Source organism: Paracoccus sp. SSJ (genome assembly GCF_030234105.1).
Lineage (GTDB): Bacteria > Pseudomonadota > Alphaproteobacteria > Rhodobacterales > Rhodobacteraceae > Paracoccus > Paracoccus denitrificans.
Map to the genome: position 1 here is coordinate 258,316 of NZ_JASSPE010000004.1, position 18,509 is coordinate 276,824.

General features: G+C 69.1%; 18 protein-coding genes. 11 read left to right on the forward strand and 7 right to left on the reverse strand.

The genetic code is table 11. The features are described 5' to 3' along the window. The first annotated feature begins 20 nt into the window (after window positions 1–20). The 5 genes from QPR87_RS06490 to QPR87_RS06510 all read left to right on the forward strand — a co-directional run bounded on the left by QPR87_RS06490 (window position 21) and on the right by QPR87_RS06510 (window position 4,301). On the forward strand, window positions 21–839 hold the full coding sequence (locus QPR87_RS06490) for a transporter substrate-binding domain-containing protein (RefSeq protein ID WP_011747061.1): 819 nt from the start codon (window positions 21–23) through the stop codon (window positions 837–839). Between the two features lie 57 nt (window positions 840–896). Further along, window positions 897–1,544, forward strand: coding sequence for an amino acid ABC transporter permease (locus QPR87_RS06495; RefSeq protein ID WP_011747062.1), 648 nt, complete (start codon window positions 897–899; stop codon window positions 1,542–1,544). Then, window positions 1,544–2,206, forward strand: a complete 663-nt coding sequence (locus QPR87_RS06500; protein ID WP_011747063.1) for an amino acid ABC transporter permease — start codon at window positions 1,544–1,546, stop codon at window positions 2,204–2,206. The genes QPR87_RS06495 and QPR87_RS06500 overlap by 1 nt, the downstream gene beginning before the upstream one ends. A gap of 4 nt (window positions 2,207–2,210) precedes the next feature. Next, complete coding sequence (locus QPR87_RS06505; RefSeq protein ID WP_285048801.1) at window positions 2,211–2,981, forward strand: amino acid ABC transporter ATP-binding protein; 771 nt, start codon at window positions 2,211–2,213, stop codon at window positions 2,979–2,981. 216 nt (window positions 2,982–3,197) lie between these two features. Continuing rightward, window positions 3,198–4,301: an NADH:flavin oxidoreductase/NADH oxidase gene (locus tag QPR87_RS06510; RefSeq protein ID WP_285048802.1), complete on the forward strand. Its 1,104-nt coding sequence runs from the start codon at window positions 3,198–3,200 to the stop codon at window positions 4,299–4,301. Window positions 4,302–4,338: 37 nt separating this feature from the next. Here the strand turns inward: QPR87_RS06510 and QPR87_RS06515 are convergent, their stop codons facing one another. Further along, window positions 4,339–5,493 carry a DUF3734 domain-containing protein gene (locus QPR87_RS06515; protein WP_285048803.1) on the reverse strand — a complete coding sequence of 385 codons (1,155 nt, stop codon included), beginning with the start codon at window positions 5,491–5,493 and terminating at the stop codon, window positions 4,339–4,341. A 301-nt stretch (window positions 5,494–5,794) separates the two neighbouring features. Between QPR87_RS06515 and QPR87_RS06520 the strand changes: the two genes are divergently transcribed. After that, window positions 5,795–7,072: a hemolysin family protein gene (locus QPR87_RS06520; protein WP_011747068.1), complete on the forward strand. Its 1,278-nt coding sequence runs from the start codon at window positions 5,795–5,797 to the stop codon at window positions 7,070–7,072. A gap of 82 nt (window positions 7,073–7,154) precedes the next feature. After that, window positions 7,155–8,138, forward strand: a complete 984-nt coding sequence (locus QPR87_RS06525) for a hydrogen peroxide-inducible genes activator (RefSeq protein ID WP_104491293.1) — start codon at window positions 7,155–7,157, stop codon at window positions 8,136–8,138. Here QPR87_RS06525 and QPR87_RS06530 read toward each other — a convergent pair. From QPR87_RS06530 to QPR87_RS06550, 5 genes are all read right to left on the reverse strand, one after another. Next, the gene (locus QPR87_RS06530) at window positions 8,119–8,955 is read right to left on the reverse strand and encodes an energy transducer TonB family protein (RefSeq protein WP_285048804.1); all 837 of its coding nucleotides are present in this window, start codon (window positions 8,953–8,955) and stop codon (window positions 8,119–8,121) included. The genes QPR87_RS06525 and QPR87_RS06530 overlap by 20 nt on opposite strands. Then, window positions 8,952–9,515: a TonB system transport protein ExbD gene (gene exbD / locus QPR87_RS06535; protein ID WP_104491295.1), complete on the reverse strand. Its 564-nt coding sequence runs from the start codon at window positions 9,513–9,515 to the stop codon at window positions 8,952–8,954. The genes QPR87_RS06530 and exbD overlap by 4 nt, the downstream gene beginning before the upstream one ends. A gap of 3 nt (window positions 9,516–9,518) precedes the next feature. Next, the gene (exbB, locus tag QPR87_RS06540; RefSeq protein ID WP_285048805.1) at window positions 9,519–10,751 is read right to left on the reverse strand and encodes a tonB-system energizer ExbB; all 1,233 of its coding nucleotides are present in this window, start codon (window positions 10,749–10,751) and stop codon (window positions 9,519–9,521) included. A gap of 153 nt (window positions 10,752–10,904) precedes the next feature. Continuing rightward, complete coding sequence (locus QPR87_RS06545; protein ID WP_285048806.1) at window positions 10,905–11,942, reverse strand: siderophore-interacting protein; 1,038 nt, start codon at window positions 11,940–11,942, stop codon at window positions 10,905–10,907. Between the two features lie 60 nt (window positions 11,943–12,002). Next, entirely contained in the window at window positions 12,003–13,175 is a 1,173-nt protein-coding gene (locus QPR87_RS06550) for a pyridoxal-phosphate-dependent aminotransferase family protein (protein ID WP_285048807.1), read from the reverse strand. Window positions 13,176–13,425: 250 nt separating this feature from the next. Between QPR87_RS06550 and QPR87_RS06555 the strand changes: the two genes are divergently transcribed. From QPR87_RS06555 to dinB, 3 genes are read left to right on the forward strand one after another with little or no spacing between them, the layout of a single operon-like run. Further along, window positions 13,426–15,165, forward strand: a complete 1,740-nt coding sequence (locus QPR87_RS06555; protein ID WP_011747075.1) for an ABC transporter ATP-binding protein — start codon at window positions 13,426–13,428, stop codon at window positions 15,163–15,165. Continuing rightward, complete coding sequence (gene ygfZ / locus QPR87_RS06560; protein WP_285048808.1) at window positions 15,165–15,881, forward strand: CAF17-like 4Fe-4S cluster assembly/insertion protein YgfZ; 717 nt, start codon at window positions 15,165–15,167, stop codon at window positions 15,879–15,881. The genes QPR87_RS06555 and ygfZ overlap by 1 nt, the downstream gene beginning before the upstream one ends. Further along, window positions 15,878–16,969 carry a DNA polymerase IV gene (gene dinB, locus QPR87_RS06565; protein WP_285048809.1) on the forward strand — a complete coding sequence of 364 codons (1,092 nt, stop codon included), beginning with the start codon at window positions 15,878–15,880 and terminating at the stop codon, window positions 16,967–16,969. The genes ygfZ and dinB overlap by 4 nt, the downstream gene beginning before the upstream one ends. Here the strand turns inward: dinB and QPR87_RS06570 are convergent. Next, on the reverse strand, window positions 16,960–17,904 hold the full coding sequence (locus QPR87_RS06570) for a DUF533 domain-containing protein (RefSeq protein WP_285048810.1): 945 nt from the start codon (window positions 17,902–17,904) through the stop codon (window positions 16,960–16,962). The two genes, dinB and QPR87_RS06570, sit on opposite strands and share 10 nt — an antisense overlap. 208 nt (window positions 17,905–18,112) lie before the next feature. Between QPR87_RS06570 and QPR87_RS06575 the strand changes: the two genes are divergently transcribed. Further along, window positions 18,113–18,509 (forward strand): GTP-binding protein (locus tag QPR87_RS06575; protein WP_285048811.1); only part of this gene is annotated, 397 nt, incomplete at its 3' end.

Genomic DNA, 18,509 nt, shown 5'->3' on the forward strand with positions numbered 1-18,509 from the left:
CGTCCAACTAGGAGACAGACATGACTTTTCAGACCAGCCTCAAGGCCGCCCTGTTCGGGCTTTCCGCGCTTGCGCTCGGTTCGGCGGCTTCGGCCGACCAACTCGACGACATCAAGGCCGCCGGCAAGATCGTCACCGCGACCGACATGCACTATGCCCCCTTCGACATGCTGAACAACGGCACCTATGAGGGCATGACCAAGGATCTGTTCGACGAGGTGTCGAAAGAGATCGGCGTCGAGCCGGTCTATCAGGACATTCCCTGGACCGCCGAACTGCCGGGCCTCGAGGTCGGCAAGTTCGACATCGTGATCGCCCCGGTGACGATCACCCCCGAACGGCTGGAGCGCTATACCTTCACCCTGCCGATCGCCGATGCCACCGTCTCGCTGGTCCGCGCGGCCGCGAATACCGAGCTGACGAAGCCCGAGGACATCAAGGGCAAGACCGTCGGCGTCCAGCAGGGCACCGCGCAGTTCCGCCAGCTTCAAGCCTATGGCGAAAGCCTGGGCGGCGTGAACGTCAAGGAATACGGCACCACGGACGAAGCCTATGCCGACCTGGCCGCCGGCCGGCTGGACGCGGTGGCGGGCTCGCTGCCGAACCTGACCTATCTGGTCAAGAACCGCGCTGAGACCTTCGCGCTGTTCGAGCCGGCCCAGTTCGGCCAGCCGACCTATTTCGCCTGGGTGCTGCGCAAGGAAGAAGGCAGCGAAAGCTTTGCCAAGGCCATCAACGACGCGCTGCTGAAGATGACCGACGACGGCCGCGTCAAGGCGATCCAGGAGAAATGGCTGGGCAGCCATACCGAACTGCCCCGCGAAGTCCCGGCCAACTAAGTCGCTGGCGGGCGGGGCCTTCCCCGCCCGTTCCCCAAGGGCCAAGGCGAGGCGCGCATGTTTTCGATCCCGGTCTTCCTTCAAAGCTTCGAGCCGCTTTTCTGGGCGGCACGCTATACGCTGCTGATTTCGGGCCTTGGCATCGCGCTGGGGCTGGTGATCGGCACGCTGGTCTGTGCCGCGCGGCTTTCACCCTATGCGCCGTTGCGCGGCTTCGCGGCGATCTGGGTCAGCTTCCTGCGCGGCGTGCCGCTGCTGGTGCAGTTGCTGGTGTTCTATTACACGCTGCCGGTGATCGGCATCGACGTGCCCGCCATCTTCGCGGCGGTGGTGACGGTCGGCATCTGCGCCAGCGCCTATATCTCGGAGATCTGGCGCGGCGCCATCGCGGCGCTGCCCAGGGGCCAGGCCGAGGCCGCCGTGGCCATCGGCATGACCCCGCGCGACACCTGGACGCGGGTGATCCTGCCGCAGGCTTTCACCATGTCGCTGCCGGCGCTGGTCAACGAGCTGATCCTGCTGGTCAAGGCCAGCTCGCTGGTCTCGGTCGTGGGCATCCTCGAGCTGACCCGCGCCAGCCAGGCGCAGGCCGCGACCACCTTCCGCCCGCTGGAGGTCTATCTCGCCGCCGCCTGCATCTACCTGGCGATCAACCTGTGCCTTGCGGCGCTGGGACGCTATCTCGAACACAGGACGGCCGTCTGATGGAATGGAGCATCCTTGAACAATACGGCCCCGCCCTGCTGAGGGGGTTCGGCGTCACCGTGCTGTGCTGGATCCTGGGCACGATCTTCGGCATGGCGCTGGGCCTGATGATCGCGCTGATCCAGCGCTATGGGCCGCGCTGGCTGGGCTGGATCATCCAGGCCTATATCGAGGTGATCCGCGGCACGCCCTTCCTGGTGCAGCTTTTCGTGCTGTATTACGGCGGGCCGCTGATCGGGCTGCGGCTGGATGCGCTGCCGGCGGGGCTTCTGGGCCTGACCATCTATGGCAGCCCCTATTTCGCCGAGATCTTCCGCTCGGGCTTTCGCGCCGTACCGCATGGCCAGATCGAGGCCGCGCGCGCCATCGGCATGGCCGAGCCCACCATCGTGCGCCGCGTCCTGCTGCCCCTGGGGTTGGTTTCGTCGCTGCCGGCGCTGGTCAATTTCTCGATCATCCTGACCAAGGAGACGGTGATCCTGTCCATCATCACCGTGCCCGAACTGATGTATCAGGTCAGCCGCATGTCCACCGAGACCTTCCGCTATCTTGAGGCGAACCTGGTGCTGGCGCTGTTTTTCTGGGCGCTGGTCGAGACCATCTCGCGCGTCGGCCGCCGGCTTGAGACGCGCATCACCAAACACCTGATCGAAAGGACCTGAGCCGATGCAGGCTTCTGCCGTCGATATTCGCAAGGTCAACAAGTATTACGGCCCTTTCCACGCGCTGAAGGACGTGGACCTGGCGATCCCGCCGGGCAAGGTGACCTGCCTGATCGGCCCCTCGGGCTCGGGCAAGTCCACGCTGCTGCGCTGCATCAACTTCCTCGAGGAATACGACTCGGGCGAGATCCGCATCGACGGCCAGCTGATCGGCTACGAGGTGCCGGGCCGCAAGATGTCGGGGCGCAAGCTGCGGCAGATGCGCCGTTCCATCGGCATGGTGTTCCAGCAGTTCAACCTGTGGCCGCACATGACCGCCAAGGAAAACGTGGCCGAGGGGCTGATCCGCGTGCGCGGCCTGTCGAAAGCCGAGGCGGAGACCCGCGCCGCCGAGGCGCTGACAAAGGTCGGGCTGGCCGACAAGATGGGCAATCACCCTGCACGCCTGTCGGGCGGCCAGCAGCAGCGCGTCGCCATCGCCCGCGCCATCGCCATGGAGCCGCGGCTGATGCTGTTCGACGAGCCGACCTCGGCGCTCGATCCCGAACTGGTGGGCGAGGTGCTGAACGTGATGAAGGCGCTGGCCAGCGAGGGCATGACCATGGTGGTGGTCACGCATGAGATGGGCTTTGCCGCCCATGTCGCCGACCAGGTGGCCTTCATGGAAAAGGGCGAGCTGGTGGCGGTGGACAGCCCGCAAGGCATCTTCCATGCGCCGAAGGACGAACGGATCTGGAACTTCCTGCGCACCTATCACGAGCGCAACAGCTTCTGAGGGGAAAGGCGGGGCTTTGCCCCTGCGCTGCGCCGGACCCTTGTCCGGGCCGTCGCGGGGGTTCTGTTTCGTTCCTCGCTTAAAAGATCCACCGGATCTTTTCCGGGCGTTCCTCACCCCCGGAGCATTTGGGAAACGGCGAAGCGCGCGGGCGGGGGCTTGCGGCGGGGCGGCTGCGGCTTATCTGGAACGGGTAGCAGCAAGGACTTTCCCCTCATGCCCCAACCCAAACTTTTCGAGCCGATCGCCATCGGCGGCCAGACCCTTGCGAACCGGATCGTCATCGCGCCGATGTGCATGTATTCGGCCGAGGACGGGCGGATGACCGACTGGCACCTGATGCATCTGGGCGCGCTGTCGCATTCCGGCGCGGCGATCCTGACCATCGAAGCCACCGCCGTCCTGCCCGAGGGACGCATCTCATACGCCGATGTCGGGCTGTGGGACGATGCGACCGAGGCGGCCATGGATCGGGTGCTGAAGGGCGTGCGGGCCTGGTCGGACATGCCCATCGCCATCCAACTGGCCCATGCCGGGCGCAAGGCCTCGACCGCGAAGCCCTGGGACGGTGGCGCGCAGATCGCGCCGGATGCGGAGCATGGCTGGCAGACCGTCTCGGCCTCGGACCTGCCCTTCGCCGAGGGCGAGAACCCTCCGGTCGCGCTGGATCGCGCGGGGCTGGCGCGGGTGCGCGACGGGTTTGCCGAGGCGGCGCGCCGTGCCGTGCGGCTGGGCATCGATGCGATCCAGATCCATGCCGCGCATGGCTATCTGCTGCATCAGTTCCTGTCGCCGCTGTCGAACCGGCGCGAGGACGAATACGGCGGCAGCCTGGAAAACCGCATGCGCTTTCCGCTGGAGGTCTTCGAGGCGGTGCGGGACGCGGTGCCGCAGGACTATCCGGTCACGGTGCGCATCTCGGGCACCGACTGGGTCGAGGGCGGCTGGGACATCGCCGGCAGCATCGCCTTTTCCCAGGCGCTGGAGGCGCGGGGTTGCGCCGCGATCCATGTCAGCAGCGGCGGGCTGGACAGGCGCCAGCAGATCCCCGTCGGCCCCAACTATCAGGTGCCGCTGGCGCGCGCGGTCAAGCAGGCGGTCGGCATCCCGGTCATCGCCGTCGGCCTGATCACCGAGCCCGAGCAGGCCGAGGCCATCGTCGCCACCGGCGATGCCGACATGATCGCGCTGGCGAGGACGGTGCTTTACGATCCGCGCTGGCCCTGGCACGCGGCGGCGAAGCTGGGCGCCAGCGTCTCGGCGCCGCCGCAATTCTGGCGCAGCCAGCCCTCGGGGTTGCGGGACCTGTTCCGCAAGTGATCGCCGCACGGGCGCCGGCACCGCGGCCGGCGCCGGCTCAAACCGCGCCCTGCTTTTGCTGGTGCGGGTCGTTGCGGTCGAAGATCATCAGCCCATCCTCGGGCACCTGCCGGTCGGTCCAGCGCGGATCGGCGAGCGAACGCTCGGCGTCGCGCAGCCCGTCGCGCCAATGGTCCAGCATCGACAGGCGGGAGAATTCGTAATCCTTGGACGCGCTTTCGTAATCGGCGTGCCGATAGATCAGGTGCATCAGGCTGACCGGATGGGCGGGGCCGGATTCGATCAGCATGGCCAGGTCGGGGTCGCCACGGAACTCGGCGGGCAGGCGCGCATGCAGCCGGCGCGCGGCGCTGGCCAGCGCATGGCGGATGCGGAACTCGTCGGTGTTCAGCCGGGTGCGGCTGGAAAAGCGGATCTCGCGCTCGCGCTGTTCGACCTGGGCCATGGTGCGGGGCATGATGTCGCGCGACGGGTAGAGATCCACCTGATAGATGCAGAGCGGCCGCTGGCTTGGCACCGCCAGCACGAATTGCAGGGGCGAGTTCGAGACCAGCCCGCCGTCCCAATAATGCCGCCCGTCGATCTCGACCGCAGGAAAGCCCGGCGGCAGCGCGCCCGAGGCCATGATGTGATCGACGGTGATCCGCGTTTCGCGGCTGTCGAAACAGGTGAAGTTGCCGGTCTCGACATCCACGGCGCCGACGGACAGTCGCGGCCCCTCGTCGTTGAGATAGTCGAAGTCGATCAGTTCCAGCAGCGTCTCGCGCAGCGGCGATGTGTCATACCAGCTGGTCTGTCGCATCAGCCCGGGCAGGAACGAGAACAGGTCGGGGACGCGCGGCCGGAAAAAGCCCGGCGCCCCCAGCATGGTGGACATGGTGGCGCGGCCTTCGTTGCAGATCGCGCGCATCTGTTCGTGAAGCGGCCCGCCCTCGAAACACGATCCCAGAAGCCAGGGCGCGCCCGTCACCCCCTCCCAGAAGCGGCGCAGTGCGTCCAGCCGCTTGCCGGGGCGGTTGCCGGCGATGAGCGCGGCGTTGATCGAGCCGATCGAGATGCCGGCCAGCCATTCCGGTTCCTGCCCGGCGCGGCAGAGCGCCTCGTAGGCGCCGGCCTGAAATGCCCCCAGGGCACCGCCACCCTGAAGGACCAGCACGATTTTCTCGGGTATTTCCCCGGTTCTGTCCTTCATCTGTCCCTCGAATTCCACCGTCTGATTCCCGTCACGCTATGCCCGGGGACGGAAAGTTTCCATAAGTGCTGGCAAATCGAAAGAAAAAAACTCGCAAATCCGACCGTGGCGCCATGGTTGACGCTGCGTCCGGCGCGATTTCGGCCGGAGAGATTGCCACGGCGGCGCCAGCCGATATATTGGGGCATGACACAGCCGGAGCCAGCCGCGACAAGCGCATGATCGACGATCCTTCCGAAAGGCGCCGCCGGCTGCGCCAAGCTGTCCTCCGGCATTCCCCTGATCCGAGCGAGCCCCTTTGATGTGGATCGAAGTCCTTGTCGTCCTTGTCCTGACCCTGTTGAACGGGCTGCTGGCCATGTCGGAGTTGGCCATCGTTTCGGCCCGCCCGGCACGGCTGAAGGTGCTGGCCGAGCGCGGCGACCGAGGTGCCGCCACCGCCCTGCAACTGGGCGAGGACCCGGGGCGGTTCCTGTCCTCGGTCCAGATCGGCATCACGCTGGTCGGCATCCTGTCGGGCGCATTCTCAGGCGCAACGCTGGGCGCGCGGCTGGCGGGGGCGCTGCCGGGCTGGGGCGTGCCGCCCTCGCTGGCGCAGCCCCTGGGCATGGGCGGCGTGGTCGTCGCCATCACCTATCTGTCGCTGATCGTGGGCGAACTGGTGCCCAAGCAATTGGCACTGAAGGCGCCCGAGCGGGTTGCGGCCCGCGTGGCGCCCCTGATGCTGGCCATCTCGCGCGGGGCGGCGCCGCTGGTCTGGCTGCTCGACCGTTCGGGCAAGCTGGTGCTGGCCGCGCTGGGACAATCGGGCGAGGACAGGCAGACCATCAGCGACGAAGAGATCAAGCTGGTCATCTCGGAGGCCGAGACCGCGGGCGTCATGCACCGGGCCGAGACCGAGATGATCGCCGGCGTCATGCGCATCGCCGACCGCAGCGCGCGCGGGCTGATGACGCCGCGGCGCGAGATCGAGGCGGTCGATGTCGGCGACAGCTGGGAAGAGATGGCGCGCAAGTTCCGCGACGGCCGCCGCACCCGCCTGCCGGTCAGCGACGGCGATCCGAACAACCTGATCGGCGTGATCGCCAGCGTGGACCTGATGTCGCAAAGCCGGGCCGAGGCGGTGGACCTGCGCGAGGTGATGCAGCCTGCACCGATCATCCCCGAGACCATGGATGCGCCCGAGGTCATCGCGCGCCTGCGCGCCGCGCCGGGGCAGATGCTGCTGGTCTATGACGAATACGGCCATTTCGAGGGCGTGGTGACGCCGATGGACGTGCTGGAGGCGATCACCGGCGAATTCGCCGGGCTCGACGACGACGAGCCGAAGCTGGTCGAGCGCGAGGACGGCAGCCTGCTGGTCGCCGGCTGGATGCCGGTCGACGAATTCGCCGACCGGCTTTCGGTGCCGCTGGACGAGGATCGCGACTTTTCCACCGTCGCGGGGCTGGTGCTGGACCTGGCCGGCCGGCTGCCGCAGGCGGGCGACCGCGTGGACTGGCAGGGCTGGCGCATCGAGGTTGTGGACATGGACCATCGCCGCATCGACAAGTTGCTGGTCCAGCGCCTGCCGGCCTGATCCGCTGGCTCCGGGGTCGCGGCCAAAGCCCGCAGGCAAAACGGGTGCTTGTGATTTTCCGCAGGGTTGATAACCTTGCGTTATGAATTTCACCCTGCGCCAGATCACCTATTTCCTGGCCGTCGCCCGGCTTGGCAATTTCGGCCGCGCCGCCGAGACGGTGCATGTCTCGCAGCCGGGCCTGTCCAGCCAGATCGCCCAGCTCGAGGCGCGGCTGGGCGGGACGCTGTTCGAACGCGGCGCCGGCGCAGGTCCGGTGCGGCTGACCGCGCTGGGAGAGCGGCTGCTGCCGGTGGCGCAGGAACTGATCGACACCGCCAAGCGGCTGGATGCGCTGGCGCGGGCCGGGCGCTCGCCCCTGTCGGGGCGGCTGCGGCTGGCGATCATCCCGACGGTTGCGCCCTATCTGATCCCGCATCTGGTGCCGGCCCTGCGCGCCAACCACCCGACGCTGGACCTGGAAATGCACGAGATCGCCACCGACGAGGTGATCTCGGGCGTGCTGAGCCATCGTTTCGATGTCGGGATCATGGCCTTGCCGGTCAGTGAGCCGGGCATCGAGGCCGAGGCGGTGCTGCGCGACGCCTTCCTGGTCGCGCTGCCGGGCGGCGACACCAGCTTTCTTTCCGGCTCCGCCCATCCCGAGAGCATCGAGGCCGACCGCTTGCTGCTGCTGGCCGACGGCCATTGCCTGCGCGATCAGGCGCTGGAGGTCTGCGGCATGCGCAGCCCGCGCCGCAAGCTGAACCTGGAAGCGTCCTCGATGGCCACGCTGATGCGGATGGTGGCCAGCGGCATGGGCATGACGCTGATCCCCCGGCTGGCGCTGGCCGACGAGAACCGCGACGGCCGGCTGCGCATCGTGCCCTTTACCGAGCCCGCACCCTCGCGCGATCTGGCCGTGGTCTGGCGCCGCAACGCCGAGGCAGAGACGGATGCGCGGACCCTGGCAGAGGCGGTGCGCGGCCTTGCCCCGGTGCTGGGGATCGAGCCGATTGCCCGCCCTGCGCCCGGCCTGCCCCCAAAGGAGCCGGCGCGGCGCCGGGTCACCGCAGGACGATCTTGACCGGCAGCACCAGCGAGGTGGTCTGTCCCGAGGGCGGTGCCGGCAGGCGCGGCATGCGCGAAGCCTGACGGTTCAGCGCCGAGTCGATGCTCGCGTCCCCGGTCGAACTGGCCAGCGAGGCTCCGGCCACGCGACCGCTGGGATCGACGCTGAAACGCACGGTCACGGTCATGGTGCCGCCGCGCCCGCTGAAACGGGTGCGCTGCATGTGGCGCGCCACCGCGGACTGCACCTTGGATTGCCAGCTTGCCACCTGTCGCGGGCTGGGCGTGCCGACCTGGCCCTGCGGTGCGGCGGTGCGCTCGGATTGCGGCGCCCGGACCTGGGTCGTCCGCTGGCGGGCCGGCTGCTCTTCCGGCGCCTTTTCCTTTTTCTCGCGCTTTTTCGGCTCGGGCTGCTTTTCGACGACCTTGGGCTCGGGCTCAGGCTCGCGTTCGGGGCGCTCGGGGGGGCGTTCGGATTTTTGCAGCACCACCGCGTCGGGCGGCGGCGGGAACAGCGAGTTCATGTCCGCCAGCGGCTCCAACTCCTCAAGCGGCGGCATGGCGAGTTCCGGTTCGGGCTCCGGCTCCGGCTCTGGTTCCGGCTCGGGTTCCGCCTCGGCCATTTCGGGGGTTTCGGCTTCGTCCGGCGGGGCGGCGGCCTCGGGCATCGGTGCCAGCTCGACGAAGACGGGATCGGGCAGGCCGGGGGGTGCCGCGGCTTCGGCGCGTTGCAGGATCCACAGCGCGCCTCCCATATGCGCGGCCAGGGCCACCGCCGCGGCGGTGCCCCATAATGCGCTTTCGCGCAGGGCCGAGGAAGGCTTCCAACTCATGGCGTGGGTGCTCCTCCGCTGGTCGGGGTCGATGCGGTCTGGGCGGGTGCGGGCGCGGCAGGTGCCGGCGCTGCTGCCGCACCCGGCGCGGGCGCCGGTTCGGCGCCGGCCGGGGATGCGGGGTCGAGGGCGGCCCCGGCCCCGGTGGTTTCAAGCCCCACCAGCGCGATCTTCAGATAGCCGGTTTCGCGCAGGGTGTTCATGACGCCCATCAGGTCGCCATAGGACACGTCCTTGTCGGCGCGCAGGAAGATGCGTTCCTCGCGGTTGTTTTCGGTGGCGGTGGCCAGTGCCGCGGCCAGGCCGCCTGCGGGCACGTCCTCGTTGCCGATGGCCAGCGTCAGGTCGGGCTTGACCGTGATATAGACCGGCTGGTCGGGCCGTTGCGCCGGCGTCGCGTTCGAGATCGGCAGGTCCACGTTCACATCCACCGTGGCCAGCGGCGCCGCCACCATGAAGATGATCAGCAGCACCAGCATCACGTCGATGAAGGGCGTGACGTTGATCTCGTGGTTCTCGACCAGATCGTCGCCTTGGGTTTCGCGGATGCCGCCGGCCATGGCTCAGACCTCCGTGCGCGAGACGGAGCCGCGGAAGTCGAGGTCGCGGCTGACGAGGCGCTTGACCCCGGCGGCGGCATTGGCGAGCCGCAGGCGGTAGCCGGTGATGGCGCGGGCGAAGACGTTGTAGATCACCACGGCCGGGATGGCGGCGACCAGGCCGATGGCGGTGGCCAGCAGCGCCTCGGCGATGCCTGGCGCCACGACGGCAAGGTTGGTCGTCTGCGCCTGAGAAATGCCGATGAAGCTGTTCATGATGCCCCAGACGGTGCCGAACAGCCCCACGAAGGGCGCGGTCGAACCGATGGTGGCCAGCACGCCGGTGCCCCTGCTCATGCGGCGGCCGGCGATGGCCTCGATCCGGTCCAGATGCGAATCGACGCGCTCCTTGATGCCCGAGTCGCCGGCCTGCTCCAGCGCGGGGGCCGAGCGGTCGTATTCGGCGGCGGCGGCGCGGATCATGCGCGAGACCGGGTCGCGGCGGCTGCCGGCCGAGGCCAGGGCGGCGGGCAGGCTTGCGGCGTGCTCGATGCGGCGGATGCCGGATTGCGCGCGGTTCGTGGCGCCCAGCAGCTCCAGCACCTTGGCGACCAGCACCGTCCAGGTCACGACCGAAGCGAAGGCCAGGCCGATCATCACGGCCTTCACCACCCAGTCGGCGGCCAGGAACATGCCCCAGGGGGACAGGTCATGCGGCAGGTTCGGATCGCGTTCCGGTGGGGTCAGCATCGGCGCCAGCGCGTCCTGCACCGCCTGCGGCAAGAAGCCCGAGCCGGCGGGCTCGGCCGCTTCCGGGGTCGCCGGAGCGGGGGTTTCGGGCGTTGTCGCGGGGGTCTGGGCGGCCAGTGCTTCGGCGGCGGGCGCCGGGGTGGCCGGGGCCGGCTCGACGGTTTCCGGCGTGGTCGCGGTGGGGGCGGGCTCCGTTGCCGCAGGCGGGGTTGCCGGGGTTGCCGGGGCGGCCGTCTCGGGCGCCTGGGTCGGCGGGGTGGTCTCGGTCGCCGCAGGTTCGGGGGTTGCGGGGGCAGGGGTTGCCGGCGCTGTCGTTTCCGGTGCGGCGGTTTGCGGTGCGGCCGCCTCGGGTGCAGCCGGGCTGGCCGGCTGGGCCTGAACCTCGGGCGCCGGGCCGGGCTGGCCGCTGGTGGTGCTTTCCTGGGCCGAGAGCGGCGCGGCAAGCAGCAGGCAAGTCAACGCAACGGCGGTCCCCGCGCGGTGGCGCGGCAGCGACATCTGAGTCATGGCGATCCTTATAGTTCCGGCATTCGGTCCGTCCGCATCTTGCTGGGGCGCGGCGCATGTCATGCATGCCGCCAGCCCTTTGGCCGCGGTTTGGGGCTCGTATCGATCACCAAGGTAAAATTGTCAACTATTCCGCGGTCCGTCCGCCGGGCTTTATGCCGACCAATAGGCCGCCAGATGGCTGCGGGCTTTATCGTGGCCAAGCGTTTCCAGCATCAGGGCACGGATCGAGGCGATGCCGGATTTCTCTGCCGCCATCCACAGATAGCTGTCGGGCGGGGGCGGCTCGGCACGCAGCAGCGCGCAAAGCGCGGCCGTTCCGCCGGGCAGGTGGCGAAAGCGGAAGCCCGCGGGCCGGGGCAGCGGATAGTCCGCTTGCGCGCCAAGCAGCCAGACCTCGCCCTGGGCCTGAGCGGCACGCGATTCGAGGATGCGGGCAATGGCGGGATAGGCGGTCTCGTCCCCCGCAAGCATCAGGCGCGCGGCCTGCGGGATGCCGCCGCCGCTGGGGCCGGCAAGGCCGATGCGCGTGCCGGCAGGCGCGGTGCGTGCCCAATGTGCCGCCCGCCCGCCGGCATGGTCGAAAACGTCCAGGTCCAGCCAGCCCGCATCGGCGTCGATGCGGCGCACGGTATAGACCGGGCGGTGCAGCGCCTTGTCGCCCTTTGGCCAGACGATCTGGCCGTTCGCGCCGATATGCGGCCATTCGGGCGCAGCGTCTCGGGACCGGGGCAGCACCAGCCGGAAATGGATCGAATCCGCGCCGGCAAGGCGGTGCAGGTCGGGCGCGGCCAGCCGCACGCGCAGGAAGCCGGGGCAGAGCGGCCGGACGCCGGCGATCTGGGCGAAGCTGAAGTTCCCCGGCAACTGGCCGGCATCCGCGGCCGAGGGCCAGCGCAGCGCCGCCGCCGCCCCGGGCAGGTGATGCGCCAGATGCTCCGAGATCGCCTGCTGCATCGCATCCAGCCATTCGGCGCGATGTGCCCGGGCAAAGACCAGCACGCCGTCGCCGCGCCGCTTGGCGCCGAACTCGCCCATCTCGACCTGGCACCAGATCGAGCGGCCATGGCCGGTATGCAGGTCCAGCCCGTGTTCCCGGGCCTCGTCGCGGATCAGCCGCTCGATGGGCGCGAAGTCCTGTTCGGGCAGCAGGGCCTCGGACTGGAACTCGGGCAGGGGGGTGATGCGCATCGGTCGCCTTTCATGCCTTCGGGGGCAAAGGTCGGGTATCCGGCGCGATGCTGCAAGGGCTCATGCGAGCCGGGCGATCTCGGCCGCCGCCGCCTCCAGCGCGCCCTTGCCATGCGGGATGGACAGCGCGGCCATCCCGGCCTCGATCACTGCCAGCACGCCCAGAAGCTGATGGGCATTGGCATGGCCCATATGCGCGATGCGCAGCGCGTTGTCGGGATCGGGGGCGCCAAGGCCGATGCCCAGCGTGACCCCCGCCTTGGCGGCGGTCCATTCGCGCAGGGCGGCGGCATTCGGAAGGCGGGCCGCGGTGACGGAGCGGGCACGACCGGCGGGATCGGCGATCAGCGGGCCGATGCCATGGCCGCCCGCACCCCAGTGGTCCAGTGCCGCCCAAGTCGCCTGCGCCAGCCCCTCGTGCCGCGCCCATGCGGCGGGCAGGGTTTCCTCGTCCAGCAAGATATGCAGCGCCTCGTTCAGGCCGAAGATGTGCTGAACGGGCGGCGTGCCGCCCCAGAACTGCCAAAGCTCCTCTGCCTCGGCGCGCGGGGTCCAGTCCCAATAGGGCGTGGCAAGGCCGCTGTGCGCCCGCGCCTTCACCCGGTCCGAGAACCAGACGAAGGTCAGGCCCGGCGGCACCATCAGCCCCTTCTGGCTGGCCGAGACCAGCAGATCGACGCCCCATTCGTCCATCCGCATCGGCTCGCAGCCCAGCGAGGCGATGGCATCGACGGCCAGGAAGGCGGGATGCTCGCCCATGGCGGCGCGCAGGGCGGGAATGTCGGCGCGGGCAGAGCTTGCGGTATCGACCTGGCAGACCAGCACCGCCCGGATCCGCCCCTCGCGGTCCTGCGCCAGCCGGTCGGCCAGGCGCTGCGGATCGGGGGGCGCGAGGCCGAAATCCAGCTCCTCGACCTCGATCCCCAGGGCGCGGGCCGAGGCGGCCCAGCTGCGGCCGAAATGGCCCGAGACCAGCGCCAGGGCCCGCTCGCCCCGGTCGAGCAGGTTGACATTGGCCGCCTCCCAGCCGGCATGGCCGTTGCCGATATAGGGCGCGACATGGCCCGCGGTGCCGGCCAGCCGTTTCAGCCCGGCGATCATGGCGCGGTTCTCGGCCGCGAGTTCGGGGCCGTAGATGTCGGGCGAGGCGCGATGCATGGCGCGCAGCACGCGGTCGGGAACGGGCGAGGGGCCGGGGATGGCAAGGACGGCGCGGCCCTGGGCAAAGCTCATGGAAAATGCCTTTCGACTGATGCGCCATCGGTAGGACGACCCCCGCGCAAGGTCAACGGGCGCGCGCGGTGCCAGGCGGCGGAGCCGGCGCCGGTTCCACGGTTGCAGGAGTATTTGGGGAACGAAGAAGCGCAGGGCCGTCGCATGCGGGTTGGGTGCCGGTGGCGGGCAGAGGGTGATGGTGGGCGGCGGGTTGCCCCCGCGCGGCTTGCGGCTTATCCCTTGGCCTGACCGAATTTCCGGGGGTGCGATGGCGGACAGGATTCACAGGACGGCCAATCTGTTCGCCCGCATGTGGCGCGACTATCTGCACCCCTATTCCGGGCGCATCCTGCTGGCGCTGCTGTTCCTTGTCATCGAGGGTTCGACGCTGGGCCTGCTCAGCTGGATGCTGAAGCCGCTGTTCGACCGGGTCTTCGTCGGCGGCGACACCGACGCGATCTGGTGGGTCGGCGGCGTCATCTTTGCGCTGTTCCTGATCCGCGCCGCAACCTTCGTCATCAACCGCAGCCTGATGACCTCGGTCTCGCTGGCGGTCTCGACCAGCATGCAGACGGATCTCTTGCGCCATATCATGGTGCTGGACGGCGGCTTCTTCCAGCAGAACCCCCCCGGTGCGCTGATCGAGCGGGTGCAGGGCGATTCCATCGCCGTGCAGGGGGTCTGGTCGACCTTCATCGCCGGGGCCGGGCGGGACATGGTCTCGCTGGTGTCGCTGTTCGGCGTGGCGTTGGCCGTCGATCCCTGGTGGACCATGGCGGCGGTGGTGGGTGCGCCGCTTCTGATCCTGCCGACGCTGGTGGTGCAGCGCTATATCCGGCGCAAGATGCGGCAGAACCGCGTCAATGCCAGCCAGCGCGCCACCCGGCTGGACGAGGTGCTGCACGGCATCAACGCCGTCAAGCTTAACCGGATGGAGGATTACCAGGCCGGCCGCTTTGCCCAGATCGTCACCCGCATCCGCCAGGCCGAGGTCAAGATGTCGGGCATCGGCGCCACGGTGCCGGCGCTGGTCGACGTCGTGACCGGGCTGGGCTTCATCGGTGTCCTGGCGCTGGGCGGGGCCGAGGTGACGCGGGGCGAGCGCACGGTGGGCGACTTCATGTCCTTTTTCACCGCCATGGCGCTGGCCTTCCAGCCGCTGCGCCGGCTGGGGGCCTTGACCGGCACCTGGCAGATCGCGGCGGCAAGCCTGGAACGCATCTATGCCGTGCTGGACATGCGGCCCACCATCGTTTCGGGCCCGCGCCGCGAGCCGCCGCCCGACACCACCATCCGCTTTGCGGACGTGCGGCTGGCCTATGACAACCATCCGGTGCTGAACGGGCTGAGCTTCACCGCCGAGGCGGGCAAGACCACGGCGCTGGTCGGGCCTTCGGGGGCGGGGAAATCCACGGTCTTCAACCTGCTGACGCGGCTTATCGACCCCGAATCGGGGCAGATCACGCTGGGCGGCGTGCCCCTGCGCGAGTTCGACCTGGGGGTGCTGCGCGACCAGTTCTCGACCGTGAGCCAGGACGCGGCGCTGTTCGACGAGACCCTGCGCGAGAACATCCTGCTGGGCCGCGAACAGGACGACGAGGCGCTGCGCCGCGCCATCGTCGCCGCCCATGTCGCCGATTTCACCGATGCGCTGCCCATGGGGCTGGACACGCCGGCCGGGCCGCGCGGCTCGGCGCTGTCGGGCGGGCAGCGCCAGCGCGTCGCCATCGCCCGCGCCGTTTTGCGCAATGCGCCGGTCCTGCTTCTGGACGAGGCGACGAGTGCGCTGGACGCGCAAAGCGAGCGGGTGGTGCAGCAGGCGCTGGACGAGCTGTCGGCCGGGCGCACGACGCTGGTCATCGCGCACCGGCTGTCGACCGTGCGGCAGGCCGACAAGATCGTGGTTGTCGATGCCGGCCGGGTTGTCGAAGAGGGCGATCACGACCAACTCATGGCGCAGGGCGGTGCCTATGCCGCGCTGGTCAGGTTGCAATTCGGAGAAGAGTGATGCGGCGGATTCTGGCGGTCTCGGGCGAGGATCGGGTCGAGTTCCTGCAAGGGCTGGTGACCAACAAGGTCGGCTCCGAGCCTTGCTGGGCGGCGCTGTTGACGCCGCAGGGCAAGTATCTGGCCGATTTCCTGATCGTGCCGGATGGCGAGCGGCTGCTGGTCGACGTCGATGCGCGGCTGGAGGGCGACCTGATGCGGCGGCTGTCGATGTACAAGCTGCGCTCGAAGGTCGCGCTGGAGCCGACCGACCTGACCGTGGCGCGTGGCACCGGCCCGGCGCCCGAGGGTGCGATCATGGACCCGCGGCACGACGCGCTGGGCTGGCGGCTTTACGGCGGCGAGGGGGACGACGGCAGCGACTGGGACGCGATCCGGGTCGCGCATTGCATCCCCGAAACCCTGGTCGAGCTGATCCCGAACGAAACCTTCATCCTGGAGGCCGGGTTCGAGCGCCTGCACGGCGTCGATTTCCGCAAGGGCTGCTATGTCGGGCAGGAGGTCACGGCGCGGATGAAGCACAAGACCGAATTGCGCAAGGGGCTGGTGACGGTCGGCATCGAGGGCGCGGCCCCCGTCGGCACGCCGATCCTGATGGCCGATGGGCGCGAGGCGGGCACGCTTTTCACCCGGTCGGGGGACCGCGCCATCGCCCATATGCGCTTCGACCGCATGGGTGAGGGGCTGGTGGCGGGGGATGCCCGCATCCTGCCATGACACCCGATCCGGCCGAGCGCATAAGGCGGATCGTGCATGTGGACATGGACGCCTTCTATGCCTCGGTCGAGCAGCGCGACGACCCGGCCCTGCGCGGCAAGCCCGTCGCCGTGGGCGGCATCCAGCGCGGCGTCGTGGCGGCGGCCAGCTACGAGGCGCGGCGCTATGGCGTGCGCTCGGCCATGCCCTCGATGCGGGCGATGCGGCTTTGTCCCGACCTGATCTTCGTGAAGCCGCGCTTCGACGTCTATCGTGCCGTCAGCCAGCAGGTCCGCGCGATCTTTGCCGAATACACCCCGCTGGTAGAGCCGCTGTCGCTGGACGAAGCCTATCTGGACCTGACCGACCACCTGAACGGCTCGACCGCCACCCGCATCGCCAAGGAGATCCGGGCGCGCATCCGCGAGGCGACCGGGCTGACCGCCTCGGCCGGGGTCAGCTACAACAAGTTCCTGGCCAAGCTGGCCTCGGACCAGCGCAAGCCCGACGGGCTGTTCGTGATCCCGCCCGAGGCGGGGGCAGAGTTCGTGCAGGGCCTGCCCATCGGCCGCTTCCACGGTATCGGCCCGGCCACGGCGGCGCGGATGGAGGCGCATGGCATCCTGACCGGCGCCGACCTTGCCCGGCAGAGCCTGGATTTCCTGACCGCGCGCTTTGGCAAGTCGGGTGCCTATTACTGGAACATTTCCCGCGGCATCGACACGCGCGAGGTCAAGCCGGACCGCATCCGCAAGAGCATCGGCGCCGAGAACACCTATTTCGAGGATCTGCGCGACATTGCTGCGGCGCATGAGGCGCTGGCGGTGCTGGCCGACAAGGTCTGGCGCCACACGACCGCGGCTGCCCGGCGTGGGCGGACGGTGACGCTGAAGGTGAAATACGGCGATTTCCGCCAGATCACCCGGGCGCGATCCCTGCCGCGCGCCGTCGAGAGCCGCGACGAAATGCTGGAAATGGCCTGCGAATTGCTGGCGCCGGTCTTTGCGGATCCGCATGGCGTGCGGCTGCTGGGCATCACCCTGTCGGGGCTGGAGGAGGCGCGGCAGGACGAGCCGCCGCGCCAGCTGGGCCTGTTCGATCAGGCGTAAAGGTTGATGACCCCGACCTTCTGGTGGATGCCGTTCACCGTCTCCTTGTCGAGCCCCAGGCCTTCGGCAAGCGCGTGCAGGTATTCGGCCTCCTTGCGGTTGTCGAACTCGATCGCCATCAGCGACATCAGATAGACCTGCGGGCCGAAGCCCTGCGGCACCTCGCGCGCCAGGGCCGCGGCATCGACCGGCGCCGCCATCTGCTCGCGGATGAAGGCGCGCTCTTCGTCGTCGAGTTCGCCGAATTCCGACATCAGCTTGGCCTTTTCGTTCTCGTCGATCTCGCCGTCGGATTTCGCGGCCTGGATCATCGCCTTCAGCATCAGCCCGGCCAGCGCGTTCTGTTCCGGGGTGGGGGCGGTCGTGGGCTCGTCGCCGCTGGCCAGCGCCTCGTTGAACAGCTCGCCGAAGCTGGCGTCGTTCTGCGGCTGGGCGTCCTTTTGCGCCAGCCCGCCGCCTTGCGGAGCCTGGCCCTGATGCGCGCCGCGCCCGCCCAGCAGATCGCCCAGCATGCCGCCAAGCCCGCCTGCGGCCGCGCCGCCCAGGACCCCGCCAAGCCCGCCCGAGCCCGAGCTACCGCGCGATCCCGTCAACTGGTCCAGCAGCCCGCCCAACCCGCCTTGCGCCGTGCCGGCATGGCGGGGCGAGTGCGATCCGCCATAGGGCGCGCCGCCGCCAACGACGACGGCCCCGCCGCCCGCGCCGCCCGAACGGCCGCCGAGCACCTGGCCCAGCATGTCGCCCAGCCCGCCCGAGCCGGTCGAGCGATTGCCGGCCCCAGCCGTGTTGTTGCCGAAGAGCTCGTCGAGCAGCCCGCCCGACCCACGCCCGCCGCCGGATTGCGGCCGGTTCTGGGCGTTCTTCATCATGGTTCCGATCCCCTTGGCCAGCATGACGCCGGCCGCGACGCGGGCGAGGGATTTCATCAGGCTCATCTCGTTACTCCGAAAGGGTTGCGACCGCCCGGCCAGGCAGCCTTGTCTGCGCAATTCCAACGTATTCGCCGGGTTCCGGTTCCACTGCCACAGGCCCTGCGGCAAAGGCCCGGGCGCCCTTGATTTTTCCCCGGCACGATTATAAGTCGCGGCGGATGTTTCACGACGGGGGCTGTCGCGCGGGTGGCCCCCCCGATAGGAGGCCATGATGGCAAAGGCAAAGTTTGAACGGACGAAACCGCACGTCAACATTGGGACGATTGGTCACGTTGACCACGGCAAGACGACGTTGACGGCCGCGATCACCAAGTATTTTGGTGAATTCAAGGCCTACGACCAGATTGACGGCGCTCCCGAGGAGCGTGCCCGCGGCATCACGATCTCGACGGCGCATGTTGAATACGAGTCGGAGAACCGTCACTACGCGCATGTGGACTGCCCCGGCCACGCGGACTACGTGAAGAACATGATCACGGGCGCGGCGCAGATGGACGGCGCGATCCTGGTGGTGAACGCGGCCGACGGCCCGATGCCGCAGACGCGCGAGCACATCCTGCTGGGCCGGCAGGTGGGCATTCCCTACATGGTGGTGTACCTGAACAAGG